Annotated in this window: 10 protein-coding genes and 1 pseudogene; 1 reads left to right on the top strand and 10 read right to left on the bottom strand. The window is 30.1% G+C overall.

The features are described from left to right. Positions 1-2 precede the first annotated feature (2 nt). Positions 3-674 (top strand): hypothetical protein, encoded by a 672-nt coding sequence (locus KO361_04140; GenBank protein MCC7574755.1) that lies wholly within the window; start codon positions 3-5, stop codon positions 672-674. Here KO361_04140 and rtcA read toward each other — a convergent pair. The 10 genes and pseudogenes from rtcA to KO361_04190 all read right to left on the bottom strand — a co-directional run bounded on the left by rtcA (position 671) and on the right by KO361_04190 (position 13027). Beyond that, entirely contained in the window at positions 671-1705 is a 1035-nt protein-coding gene (rtcA, locus tag KO361_04145) for an RNA 3'-phosphate cyclase (protein MCC7574756.1), read from the bottom strand. The two genes, KO361_04140 and rtcA, sit on opposite strands and share 4 nt — an antisense overlap. Before the next feature lie 72 nt (positions 1706-1777). Continuing rightward, positions 1778-2302, bottom strand: a complete 525-nt coding sequence (locus tag KO361_04150) for a hypothetical protein (protein ID MCC7574757.1) — start codon at positions 2300-2302, stop codon at positions 1778-1780. Between the two features lie 30 nt (positions 2303-2332). Further along, positions 2333-2803: a hypothetical protein gene (locus KO361_04155; protein MCC7574758.1), complete on the bottom strand. Its 471-nt coding sequence runs from the start codon at positions 2801-2803 to the stop codon at positions 2333-2335. Positions 2804-2852: 49 nt separating this feature from the next. Continuing rightward, entirely contained in the window at positions 2853-3212 is a 360-nt protein-coding gene (locus tag KO361_04160) for a response regulator transcription factor (protein MCC7574759.1), read from the bottom strand. Between the two features lie 15 nt (positions 3213-3227). Next, the gene (locus KO361_04165) at positions 3228-7508 is read right to left on the bottom strand and encodes a transporter substrate-binding domain-containing protein (GenBank protein MCC7574760.1); all 4281 of its coding nucleotides are present in this window, start codon (positions 7506-7508) and stop codon (positions 3228-3230) included. 5 nt (positions 7509-7513) lie between these two features. Continuing rightward, positions 7514-9754, bottom strand: coding sequence for a PAS domain S-box protein (locus tag KO361_04170; protein MCC7574761.1), 2241 nt, complete (start codon positions 9752-9754; stop codon positions 7514-7516). A 7-nt stretch (positions 9755-9761) separates the two neighbouring features. Further along, positions 9762-10748 carry a hypothetical protein gene (locus KO361_04175; GenBank protein MCC7574762.1) on the bottom strand — a complete coding sequence of 329 codons (987 nt, stop codon included), beginning with the start codon at positions 10746-10748 and terminating at the stop codon, positions 9762-9764. Next, positions 10737-11015 (bottom strand): annotated as a pseudogene (locus tag KO361_04180) (hypothetical protein). The gene KO361_04175 and the pseudogene KO361_04180 overlap by 12 nt, the downstream one beginning before the upstream one ends. Then, positions 10991-12778 carry a BspA family leucine-rich repeat surface protein gene (locus KO361_04185; protein ID MCC7574763.1) on the bottom strand — a complete coding sequence of 596 codons (1788 nt, stop codon included), beginning with the start codon at positions 12776-12778 and terminating at the stop codon, positions 10991-10993. Before KO361_04185 ends, KO361_04180 begins: the two are co-directional and overlap by 25 nt. A 45-nt stretch (positions 12779-12823) precedes the next feature. Further along, entirely contained in the window at positions 12824-13027 is a 204-nt protein-coding gene (locus KO361_04190; protein ID MCC7574764.1) for a hypothetical protein, read from the bottom strand. Positions 13028-13055 lie beyond the last annotated feature (28 nt).

A 13055-nucleotide genomic window follows, 5' to 3' on the forward strand; every position in this document is an offset into this window, starting at 1 on the left:
TTTTGTCTGGGTCTGATGATAAGAATTTTTATTTGTTGAATGGAATGGTTCTTTCTAGTTTGAAGGATTTGGAAGATGAAATAAAAAGGAATATTGGTGGGTCTAATGTTGAGAATTTTGAGCATCATGTTTTGTCTGGTAGGAATGATTATGCTAGTTGGGTTAGACATGTTTTTCATAAAAAAGAGTTAGCGAATAAGTTGGATAAGTGTTTTTCTCCTGTTGATTTTTTAAAGGTTCTAAGTAAGAATACTGCTAATAAGGGTGTTGTTAAAAAAGTTGTTAAGAAGTCTGTTAAGAAATCTGAGAAGAAGGTTGAGAAGCGTGTTGTTAAGTCTGTTAAAAAAACTGTTAAGAAGCCTGTTAATAAGGTTGATGATATTTCTGATAGTAGGAAAGTTCTTGAAAATGTTAAGAAATTAGTTCATAAAAGAAAGAATAATAAATTTGTTAAGAAGAAAAAAGTTGTTCAGGGTCATTCTCAAGTTGTTTTGTTGAATGAGAAAATTGAGGCTTGTAAAGAATTAGCAACTCTTGGCTTGATGAAAGAATCTATGTTGTTGTATAATGAGTTAAGAAAGCAATTCGTTAAGATGAAGCTTGCTCCTTCTGAGAACGAAGCGTTTAGGAAAGATATTAAGGATTTGTATTTTTTTATTAAAGAAAGGTCTTAGTTGCAAGTTATGTATCCTTCTTTTGTTGTTGTTATTTTTTTATTTAGAAATTTTTCTGCTACGTATATGTTTGATTCTAAGTGTCTTGATAAATGTTTGTCTATAGGTATCGTTTTTATTCTTCCTTTTGTTATTGCTAAGAAAGGTATTACTTGATCAGCGAAGAACTCGTCTATTGGTATGTCTTGTTCAATCAGTTTTTTGAATTCGCTTACTACTTCTTCACTCATTGTTTCTTTCATTTTAGGAGATACTCTGTATGTTCCTGTTCTGAATATTTTTCCTTCTTCTTGTTCAAATATTCCATATAATAAAAGGCCTGAACCCGTACTTTCTGCTTCTGCGTATGTTCTCGTTATGTTTATTGGAACTTTAAAATCTGTTAGTTGTGATATTACGTTGTTTGCTTCTTCGTCTGCGAAGTTTAGTTCTTCTAAGTCTTTTGATGCGTTGCTCGCTCCTTTTATTGTTATTAATCTTCCTGGCTTATCAAGTATTAAGGGGTCTAATTTGAGGTTTTTGAATCCTTCTATTTTCAGTGTTATTTCCCCTCTTCCTTTTGGGTAATACCCTCTTTTTAGTAATTTGCATTCGAATCTTCCTTGATTCTCGAAGAATGGCAAGAATACTTCTTTGAAGTAATCATATCCTGGGCTCCATGCTACGTCGGTTCCTCCTTTTATGTTAAAAGAAAATTTTTTTCCTGATAATATGCATGGTAAGAATATTGATTGTATAACTAAGAATATTGAGCCTGCGCTTCCTATGTCTACGTTCACGTTTTTTGAACTTATTTCTCCTGGGTAAAATTCTAATTCGTACGCGCCTCTTTTTAGACCTACGACTTTCGCGTTGCATATTTCTTTTGCTAGAATAACTGAGGTTAGTCCTTGACTGTTTAGTCCTGGTTTCTTTCTTTGTCGTCTTATATTAGTGATTCTGAAGGGTTGTTTTGTGTGTATGCTTAGTGCGAGGCTCATTCGGAGTATGCTTCCTCCTCCTTCTGCGTGTGATCCGTCTATTTCTATCATTGTTACTTAGAACTTATTTATTATTTATCAATATTATTAATTTTTTTGTTTATGTATTGCATTATGAATGTATTATTTTTCTTTGTTTTGCGTTATTTTGTTTTTTATTATTCTTTTTATTCTTCTTTTTAATTTATAATTTTTTAAGTGTTTCTTAGAATTTATTATTAATAAAATTGTTAATATTAATAGGGTGGTGGTTATTGCTATTATTTGTGTTATCTTTTGTTTTTTGTTTTCTACGTGGAATGATTCTTTTGTTGTTACTTCTCTTTCGTTTGGTAAAATCATTTTTGCGTGCAATACGTATTTTCCGGGTTCGCTGTCTTTGGGTATTTTGAAGGTTCTTACGAAGTTTGCTTGTGTTTCTATTGCTACAGTTTCTTGTTTAGTATATATTATTTCATTTGATGGATTCGTTATTTGGAATTGTAGTATGACATCTATTCTTCCTGTGCTTGCCAGGTTTAATAATTTTATACTTGTTAGGAGTTCTTCTCCCGTGTTTATTTTTTTGTAATTTTCTGGTATTGTTAAGTCTATGTTTGAAGATACGTATTCTTGTGCGTGCACTGTTATGCTTAGTAGCAAGGTCATCAGGATTATTAGTATTGTTTTGTTTTTTTTTCATTTTTTTACTTCGTCGAAAAAGTTGAATATTTTGTTTAGGAGTTCTTCTCCTTTTGTTTTTGGACTTAACGCAATGATTTCTGTGTCTTTGGTGTTTTGTTCGGTTATTTCTTTTATTAGTCTTGCTACTTTGTTTTCGTTATTGTAAATTAGTAAGGTTGATAATGTATCTATTATTAAGTATTTTTTTCCAGGTATGTTTTTTAGAAAATAGTTTATTGCTGTGCTTAGTGTTTCTGTTTCTGTTGGGTGTATCACTATTTTGTCTTGTGTTTGTTCTGTTGATACGCAGTCTATGAAGAATAATCTTTGTGTGTTTATATTTTCTTTTTTTAGCGATGATTCTAATGATTCGTGTGGTTTATTCAAAGAAACGTATAAGCCGTATTCGTTTTTTCGTTGTTTTATTTGCTTATTTGTCTCTGTTTGTATTTTTTCTACGGGCAGGATTATTAGTTCAGAGGTCATCTTAATTTCTTTGTCCTATACGGTTTATATATTTTGTTTTTTTGTTTTTTCATGCTAGCATCTTATTGACTCTGTTTATCAAGTCTGTTTTTGTGAACGGTTTAGTTATGTATTCTGAAACGCCTGATTTCATTAAATCATTTTTTCGTTCTACGGATACGGGTATAGCGCTTAAGAATGCATATTTTGCTTTTATTTTTGATTTTTTTAAGTGTTCAAAGATGTCCCATCCTGACATGTCTGGTAACATTATATCTAGTAATATGCAGTCAAAATTGTGTTTTTTGGCTTCTGTTAGTCCTTCTTGTCCTGTGGGTTTCGTCGTCACGTCGAATCCTGCTTTTGTCAGGATTATTTTTACTGCTTCAGCAGTGTCTTGGTTGTCTTCTACGTACAATATTTTTTTCATTTTTTTGTACCTCCTTTAGGTGTTTTTTTTGTTTTTTTTGATCATTTTTTTTATTCTGTCGTCGAATTTCTCAAATGGATCAGGCAAGTTCTCTTTTGTGGTTTCTGTTTTTTTTATGGTTGTTTTTATTGGTAATGTAAAGATAAATTTTGTTCCTTTTCCATATGTGCTTTCAACTCTTATTGTTCCTCCGTGCGCTTCTATTATTTTTTTGGTTATTGCTAAGCCCAGTCCTGTTCCTCCGTATCGTCTTGATATTGACGCATCTACTTGGTAGAATTTCTGGAATAAATTATTTATTTTGTCTTTGGGTATGCCTATGCCTGTGTCTTCCACGCTTATTTCTACGTTTTTATCTTGTTTCTTTGTTCTTATGGTTATTGTTCCTTTTTCTGTGAATTTTACGGCGTTTGTTAACAAATTGTTTAGAATTTGGTTTAATCTTGTGTCGTCCACGTCTATTATTCCTTCGTATCCTAGTTCTAGTTTTAATTTTAGGTCTTTTTGTTTTACTAGTATTTCTAGTTCTTTGGTTGTATTGATTATTAGTTCTTTCAATAAAATAGGGGAGGTTGTTAATTCGAATTTTCCTGATTCCATCCTTGATATTTCTAATAAATTGTTAATTAATATTTTTAGTTGGTCACTGTTTCTTTTTATTGCGTCTAAGCTTTTTAGTTCTTGTTCGTTTAAGCTTGAGTTATAATCACTTATTACTTCTAGGTGTGCATTCATCGCTGTCAGAGGAGTTTTTAATTCGTGTGATACTATGTTTAAAAATTCTGTTTTTGATTTATCTAATTCTTTTAGTTCTTCGTTCGCGTTTTCTAGGTCTTTGTTTAATTTTTTGAAATCGGTTAATATGTGTAGTATTGCTTTCTTTGTTTTTTCTTCCTTTTCTACTTTATTACTTAATTCTTTTGTGTTTTCAATTATTTCTTTTCTTAGGTGTCTTGTTAAAAAAATATTAAGTATTATTCCTAGTATTAATATGAGTAATATGCTTATTATTGCGAATATTTTTTGAAAATTCATGTATTTATTTATGTCGTTTAGTGTTGTCTCTTTGTGTTCTATATTTATGAATTTCCAATCTTTATTTTTTATGTTAAATTCTTTTATTATTGTTATTGATTCTTCTGTTTTTACATTATCTAAGGAGTTTTGTAGTTGTTCATAAGTTTGTTTATATACTAATATGTCTTGTATGTTTTTTCCTATTTCTTCTTTTTGATTTGAATAAATAATTACGTTGTTTGAATCTACTAAGTATAATTCTTCGTATAATTTTTCTGTGCCTTCAAGGAATAATTCTGATATTTTATCTAGGTTTATTAAATAAGCAATTGTTCCATCATATTCTCCATTTCTTATTACAGGTGCGTGTAGAGTTATTCCTTGGAATCCTTCTACTGCTTCAAAAGAATCGCTTAGCACAGGTTCTAACGTGTTTTTTATTTCTTTCATGTGCTCTTGATAACTTATATCTGCTCCTATTGATCCTTTATCTAAAGGATACATGTTAACTATGTGTCCTGTTTTATTTATTCTATAAGATGCGTAGCTTATTTCTTTATTTCTTTGATGAGAAAAATATAATATGTTTTGTGTTTGTTCAGAACCGGGTTCTTCATTAGTTATTATTGCTGATACTACTTCTAGATCAATTATTAAGTATTCTAGTTGTTGTTTTATTATTTTAACGTTTTTTTCTAGTAATATGTTGTTGAATTCTATTTTGTTTTCTATGGTTAAATCTTTTATGTTCTCTGTTGATTGCCAAGAGCTGTATATGAATAGAACAGATATTATTAAGAAAAATAGTACTCCTATGATTATTGTTGATTTTTGTTTAAACATCATTATTTTTAAGGATATTAAGATTAACCATAAGCTGTAATTTAGTATTATTAAGGAGAATATTAATAAGGGGAAGTCTATTAAGTTAAATGAGTAGATTGTTCCGTTTATTATTATGATTGTTATTATGATTGTTAGTAAATTTATTAACATGTTTTTTTCTTGTTTGGTTATTTTTATTCTTTGTTTTAGCATTAGGTAAATCATTGTTGAAATATATGTTGTTAGGACTATTATTAATAGCGGGTAAAGTGTGCCTGTTATTTCTTGTATGTTGTGTTTATGCACTATTACGTCTGATATGTATTTGTTTGAGAAAAGTATTATGGTGATTGCTGTTACGTGTATTAAGTACAGCGCTTTCTTAAAATATTTGTTTATTGCTATTCTCAGTACTTTGAATAATAAGAATATTAGTGTTAGTAAGAGTGTTAAGCTTAATACATGTAATAGTCTTGCTAAAAATAAGGGTTTTATTAAAAAAGTGGGTGAATAAAATATTTCCATTAGTAAGAATATAAATAAAATGAATGATGTGATGTAATATGTTAAATATTTTTTTGTGTATTCTTTGTCTTTTTTTATTGGTTTCGATGTTAGGAATATGTATTGTGAGAATATGACTATTATTAATATTAATATGTATATTATGTCTTGGTATGTTATGCTTATGAACTTTGTTTTTTGTTCTTTTGTTTCTGTAGTAGGTATCCATTCCTTTTTTATTGTTTGGTATGTTCCGTCAGATATTATTTTTGATAGTCCTTCATTTAGTAAGAATAGTAGTTCTCTGTTTCCTTTTTGTACTGCGAATGTAAAGTCTTGTCTGAAATCATAGAGTGTGAATGCTTTTTCTATGTTTTCTATTTCTAGTTCTTTTAATAGTTGTTGTCCTACTAATTCTTGTATTATGATTGCGTCGTGTTTTCCTTGGTTTAGTAATTGGAATGCTTCTGCGAATGTTTCTGTGCACGTTATTTTATTTGATATTTTTTCTCTTTTTGCGTATTCTTCTGCGTTGTCTTTGCACATGACTAGTACTTCTTTGTTTTTTAGGTCTTCTAAATTGTTGATTTTTTGATTTGTTCTTGTGAATACTGCTCCGTACAACGTGATGTAGGGTACTGTGAAGTCATATATTTGTTCTCTTTCAGGTGTTCTTCCTACTAGGGGTAGTACTTGTATTTTTCCTTCTGCTAAATCTTGTTTTATTTCGTTCCATGGTCCTGCGTAGAAACTTACTTCTAATCCTAAAGAATTCATGGTTGCTTTTAGCAGTTCCACAGAAAATCCTGTGATTGAGCCATCTTCATTAATAACTGAGAAAGGGGGATAATCATATTCTGTTGCTGATTTTATTATTTTTTGTTTATGTGTTTCTTGTTCTTCATCTAAGTATATTGTTACTGAGACTGCTAATCCTGCGTCGTCAACTGTTTTTGTTTGTATGATTTTATTATACATGTACTTTGAACGTTTTTCTCCGTTTGGTTCTATCCATTCATAGTATCCTTTAGCGTCTCGTTTTCCGCTTATTGTATGTTTGGCTATTTCCCAGAATCCAGGAGATGTTTCTTTTAATACATTATAATCTATTCCTTCATATTCAGGGTTATGGTGAAAAATGTTTATCATTGTGTCGTAATCGTAGAGTACTGTGTATCCTTCACCTATTGTTTTTTGTACGGCTATTTCTCTGAATTTTTCATCTTTTTTTAGTTCTTCTAACGTTTTAGTATTAGTTTCTAAGTACATTTCTATTTGTTTTGTTACTTCGTCTACTTTTTGTTCTAACACATTTTTTATTCTATTAGAAAAATCATTTATTGAGTAGTGTTCAACGTATTTTGTTCCTGTTTCTTCATCAACATAATTTGTTACAACTATTAACAATTTTTTTCCGTCTTTGGTTTGTTGTTGTATGCAAGTCATGTACAAAAATTTATTTGTTAATTTATTGTCTTCTTCGTACCACTTATAGAATCCGTAAACGTCTTTACATGTTCCTAGTACTTCTTGAAACAAAGCCCATATATCTGGGAGATCTTCTTTTAATACAGATAAGTTTTTGTTTATGAGATTTTTTTGGGGGTGAAAATATATTTGTCCTGTTTCGGCATCTAGCATAGTTGTGTATCCTGTTTCTCCTACTTGTTGTACGGCTATGCTTTGAAATACTTCGTTTTCTTGTAATTCCTTTATTGTTTCAGGATTATTTTTTAAGTATTCATTTATTTCATAAGCTATGGTTTTGGCTTTAAGTTTTAATTCGAGTTCTTGTAAATCTTCTATTTCTAGTTCTTGTTCTTCTTGTATTTTGAAAGTCGAAGCAGATATTTTGTTAGAACTTTGTTCTTCTATTAAGATTATAGGTATTAATATTATTAAGAAGATTATGCTTAGTGATAACAATCTTTTTTGAGTTTTTTGTTTCATCATTTTTATTTTTTTAATTGTTTTTTTAGTTCTTTGTTTTCTTTTTCTAGTTCTATCATTTTTAATTCTCTGTCAACAGTAGCGTCTTTAAAATCTTCTAATTCTTTTATGTGTTTTTTTAGTTCGTATTCGTATTCTTTTAAGTTGGTGATGTCGTATTTCATAGCTATGTAATTTATTATGTTTTTTTCTTCATCGAATAAAGGAGTTATTGTTACCCTTTCAATGTATTCTTCTCCGTTTTTTCTTTTATTAGTTATTTCTCCTTGCCATATTTTTCCTTCAGATATTGTTCGCCACATTTCTTCGTAGAATTCTTTTGATTGTTTGCCTGATTTGAGTATTTTAGGATTTTTTCCTAGCACTTCTTTAAGGGCGTATCCTGTAATTTTTTCGAAATAAGGATTTACGTATTCTATGCTTCCATTCACTTTAGTTATAACTATGCTTTCTGAAGCTTTTTCTACCATGCTCAAGAATTTTCTTTGTAAATAAATCATGTCTTTTTTTATTTTTTTATCTTGTTCAAGATTCTTTACGAATATTATTCCTTTCCACTTCTTTGGATTTTTTTCTAGTATTCCGCAACTTATTTCTGAAAGAAATGTAGTTTTATTTTTTGTTATGAATTCTAGTTGTTGTTTTTCTGCTTCTGTTTCTAAACAAGTTTTTCTTAAGAATTTGTAAAATGTTTTTTTGTTTTTTAAATTCAGTATTTTTGTTAAGAATATGTTTTTTTCTTTTAATTCATTTTCTTCGTATTTTAACCATTTTATTAGTCTGTTGTTTAATTCTAGGATTTTTCCTTTTCCATTTATGAGAATTATTCCTTCAGGGGAATTGTTAAAAATGTTTTCGAATTTTTTTTCGCTTGCTTCTAATGATTCTTCTGTTATTTTTTTCTCTATTAAATTAGATAAGAACTCAGTTATTAGTTTCAGTATGAATATTTGTTCTTTTGTGAATTCATGTTTTTTATTAACTGAGTCTAGTCCTAGGAATCCGTATATTTCTTCATATTTGTTTATTATTGGAACGCATATTAATGATTTTATTTGTTGTTTTTTGAATATTTTTTTTTCTTTTCTTGCTTGCAGAGGTAATTTGTCAACATCTTTTATGTTTGTTGGTTGTTTTGTTTTTATTTTTTTGAGCCACCAGGGCATGGTGCTTGTTTTTATATTTTGTAATTTGTTTATTTGTGGTTTTGTTTGTTTATTGTACCATTCGTGAGTATTTGTCATATAAGTCATGTCTTTGTTGAATCTGAAAATGTAGCTTCTGTCCATGTTTAGGCTTTTTCCTAGATTTGTTAATGTTGTGTTTATTGTTTTATCAAAATCTTTTAGTGTTGTTTTTACGTACTTAGAAGTTATGTTAATAGCTGTTTTTTGTAGTTCTATTTGTTTTTTCTTTTCTTCTTCGCTTTTTTTTAGTTGTTCTTGTGTTTTGTGTTTTTCTGTTTCATCTATTATTGTGCATATCATTCCGTCATATTTTTTGTTTTTTGTTTTTGGTATTAGCCATCCTGTTTGGTAAGTTTCTTTTTTTGGGGTTATAACAAGCGCTTCATAGTATTGTGGTTTTAGTGTTTTTTTTGCTTTTTTGTAGTAGGGTAAGAATTCTTTTGTTGTTTTTTCAGGAAAATCTTTTATTATATGTAGTCCTATTGCTTTTGTTGTTGTTACATCGCTTATTTTTTCCATTCCTTCGCTAAAAAAAATTATTTTGTCTTCTTTATTTGTTACCCATATTCCTTCTTTTAGTGTGGAAATTGTTTCTTCGTAGAATTGTTTTGTTTTCTCAAGTTCTTGTTTTGTTTTTTCTTGTTCTGTTATGTCTTGATTTACTACTATCGCGCCTAATAATTTTTTTTTATTCATTATTGGTGCTGTGTAATTTGATATTATTTTAGTTTTACCATCGAACGCGTCTATTTCTATTAATTCGTTTGTGATTGTTTTTTTTTGTGTTATTGTTTTGTATAATGCCCATTCTTTTGGTTTTATTTCTTTTCCTGTGGGGTGATGTCTTGCTTTGAAAACTCCGTATTCTGATGGTGGAACTTTTGGTTCGGCTCCCCATATTTTTATGCCTGCAGGATTTCCTTTTATTAGTTTTCCTTTTTCGTCTGCGTACCACAAACCCAGAGGTATTATTTCGAATATTTTGTTTAGCGTTTTATCTGTTAATTCATAACTTTTTAGTTTCTCATCTTCATTCAGGTTTTTTTTGGTTTTTTTCATTTTTTTACTACGGCTTTTTTTGTGGTAAATTTATGTATCTAAAGAAATTTAGTAATATTAAGGTAATGGTTATTGTAAGTGCTAAGAATATATTTAGTAGTATAGTTCTTGTTTTATTATTTATTAATTTATTATCTTGTTCTACGACGAATTCTATTTTTGCTTGTGCGGGTTCTGTTTGTCCTTCATATTCTAAGTTAACAAAAACTGTGTAAGTTCCTGGTTCTAAGTGTTCTGTGTTTATGCTTTTTAAGAATTCGCTTTGGGTTTCTATCATTAATGATTCTTTTTCTTCATAAATGATGTAGTTCTGAGAATTTTTTATTGTGTATTCAACTCTTGCTTCTACTTGTCCTGGTAATCCTAGGTTTATTAATCCAAGTATTAAATCTAAGTTTTTACCTTGTTTTACTAATTTATTTACTGATTCTAAGTATATATCAAACAATACTGGTTTTATTTCTGTTTCGTTTGTTTTGTTTGTTTCTTCAATGATTTCTTCTTCAATGATTTGAGTTTCTTCAATTTGTCTGTTTATTCCTCTTGAAACTGATACGGCTGATCCGCTACTCGTAGGTGTTATTGTGCAAGATTCTGCTTCTGAAGGTCTTGGTCCGGCTTCACAGCTTGGTTCTTTTTTTTCACAACTTCTTGTTTTTAATCCTCCTTCGCATGAGCTCCAAGAAGTACATTGCCAATCAGTTAAACAAATGGTTTCTTCAATTTCTTCATTAATGATGTATTTGTATACTTTATTATTTCTAGTAGTTGTATCAGGAAGTGTTCCTCCTGCTAAATAAATTGTTCCATTAACAGAAGTTACGCTTACTTCACCCATGCGTTGAGGTAGTATGCTGTTTATTGTCCAGGAATCTTTGTTAATATTGTATTTGAATACATAATTAACGATTTCCCAGTCTTCATCCCAGCCTCCTAGTGTGAATACGTTGTTATTCGCGCTTGTTACTCCGTGATACGCTAAGCCTCGTGGCATGTCAGGACCTTGTTTCCAAGAATTATTTTCTATGTTGTATATGAATAATGTTGATTCGGGTAATCCATCACCTTCGTTGTAATTAACACCTCCTACTATGTATATGCTATTATTTTCTCCGATTACTGCTCCTGCTACTCCGTAGTATCCTTCTCTTGATATGGGTAAGTCTGCGCCTTTACTCCAAGAATCAGTTTCTATGTCGTATATGTGTGTGTTGTTTGTTGTTTCATATCCTAAATCTACACTTCCCCCCCTATCAAATATATTTTTCCATTTATTGCTACCATTCCATAATCAAATATGTCATTTGGTGCGTTTTTTCCATAAGTCCAAGAATCATTTTCTATATCATATATTTGCATGATTGATGAGCTTACTGAAGGTCCTATGTATATTTTGTTATCGTAATGTGCTATTCCTGATCCGCTTGCAGGTTCTAACATGTTACTTCTTTGGCTCCAAATCTTTGTTTCTAAGTCATATACCCAATTATTATTCGCGTTTGGAGAAGTTGTTGTGAAACCTCCCATTAAGTATAATTTGTTGTTTGCTTCTGTTAATAGTAACATGCTTGCGCCTTCGCTATAATTTCCAGGAAGATTTGATTCTTGTATCCACGTTTCGTAATAATCACAACTTCCTGGTTCTGTCGCGTTTTCTTTGTAATTAATCGCGTTTGAATATATACAACCTACTATTGTTTGTTCTTCTGTTATTTCAAATGTTATTTGTTGTGTTAAATTCATTGTGTCATTTATCACCCAGATATAATTCTTAGGAGTTAAATTATGGATTGTTGTTGTGTCATTAAAAATTATTATTTCTTGGTTTTCTTCATCATATAAAGTGTAAGGTTTTATTCCTCCTGTCACGTTTATTTGTATAGTTCCATTCTCTCGCTTGACTGTGTAATTTTCGTAGTAAGTAGCATTAACAGTTTTGTATGTTATGTTTAAAGAATAAATACAAGTTTCATCATCTTCATTAGCACTAGGATCATAATTATCTGCATTAATATCTGTGCAACCATATATGATGGGTTCTTCTGCGTAACTATAATTAGACCATCCAAGAACATCGAAACTAATATGATCAGAACCATAAGTAATATTTTCACACTTATCTACATCACATAGTTCTCCGTTTCTATAAATAACATAATTATTAGGTTCAATAACGTTCGTGAAATTTATTTTTGCAGATTGATTTTCAAATTTGGCAGTATTTCCATATACCCAAGTAGTTCCAACTAAGAAATCTGTTTCTTCTATTGTGTTGTTTAACCTATCATTAATCTTAATTTTCACGTGTGTATCCTCGAATACGAAAGAACAAGTGCCCCATTGAGGTTGTAATTGATTTTGATTTTCAAAACCACTATTCAAATCAAAATTAGTAGGTTTGCTTATTATGTTCGTAGCACACCAATCACTAATGTCTTGATTAAAATTATCAGCACCATCAAACATGCTGTGCATGTCGGTGACGCTGCTTGTGTCCCATTTACTGATGTCTTGATTAAAATATGAGGCATAAGTAAACATCCAGCTCATGTCGGTGACGCTGCTTGTGTCCCATTTACTGATGTCTTGATTAAAATGTGTGCCTCCAAACATGCTGTGCATGTCGGTGACGCTGCTTGTGTCCCATTTACTGATGTCTTGATTAAAACCACTGCCTTCAGCGAACATCCAGCTCATATTGGTGACGCTGCTTGTGTCCCATTTACTGATGTCTTGATTAAAAGAAGCTCCTTCAAATAAATAACTCATATCAGTAACGTGACTAGTACAAATAGTGGTATAATTATCAGAATTAACATCCATGGCTCTTAACATAGTATTATCAACAACGGTGTAAGTAATATCGTTGATTATTCTTGTTTCTCCTATGTTTGCTTCAAGACAAAAAATAGTTCCGTTTTCTTCGTTTATAGAATAAGCTGCGCTTAATGTAGTAATTAGACTCATAGTTAATATTATTATAAGCGTTGTTAATATTACCTTATTATTTTTTTGCATGTTCATTTTTTGTTTCGGTTCTAATTTTTTTGTTGAGTTAATTCTTCTTTGTTATTTTTTTAAGGTGTATATTTTTGCCATGCCTACTTTTCTCATGTTTACTTTTCTCGCGCCTTCTAGTTTAGCCAAGTTTAATCTGGTTATGAATCTGTTTTTCTTCATGTGTTCAGATAACTCTGTTATTGTTAATCCGTTCTTGTTTTTTTTAAGAATGGTCACGATGTTGTTAACAATATTGTTGTCATTGTCGTTCATTACTTTGTTCTATTCTTTTTTGTTATTA

The sequence above is a fragment of the Candidatus Woesearchaeota archaeon genome, assembly GCA_020854775.1.
In the GTDB taxonomy this organism is placed as follows: Archaea; Nanobdellota; Nanobdellia; order Woesearchaeales; family 21-14-0-10-32-9; genus 21-14-0-10-32-9.

Coding starts and splice junctions, on each gene's coding strand:
- KO361_04155 (MCC7574758.1), bottom strand. CDS start 2,803: ATGACCTCTGAACTAATAATCCTGCCCGTAGAAAAAATACAAACAGAG.
- KO361_04175 (MCC7574762.1), bottom strand. CDS start 10,748: ATGCCACGAGGCTTAGCGTATCACGGAGTAACAAGCGCGAATAACAAC.
- KO361_04170 (MCC7574761.1), bottom strand. CDS start 9,754: ATGAAAAAAACCAAAAAAAACCTGAATGAAGATGAGAAACTAAAAAGT.
- KO361_04160 (MCC7574759.1), bottom strand. CDS start 3,212: ATGAAAAAAATATTGTACGTAGAAGACAACCAAGACACTGCTGAAGCA.
- KO361_04150 (MCC7574757.1), bottom strand. CDS start 2,302: ATGACCTTGCTACTAAGCATAACAGTGCACGCACAAGAATACGTATCT.
- rtcA (MCC7574756.1), bottom strand. CDS start 1,705: ATGATAGAAATAGACGGATCACACGCAGAAGGAGGAGGAAGCATACTC.
- KO361_04185 (MCC7574763.1), bottom strand. CDS start 12,778: ATGAACATGCAAAAAAATAATAAGGTAATATTAACAACGCTTATAATA.
- KO361_04165 (MCC7574760.1), bottom strand. CDS start 7,508: ATGAAACAAAAAACTCAAAAAAGATTGTTATCACTAAGCATAATCTTC.
- KO361_04190 (MCC7574764.1), bottom strand. CDS start 13,027: ATGAACGACAATGACAACAATATTGTTAACAACATCGTGACCATTCTT.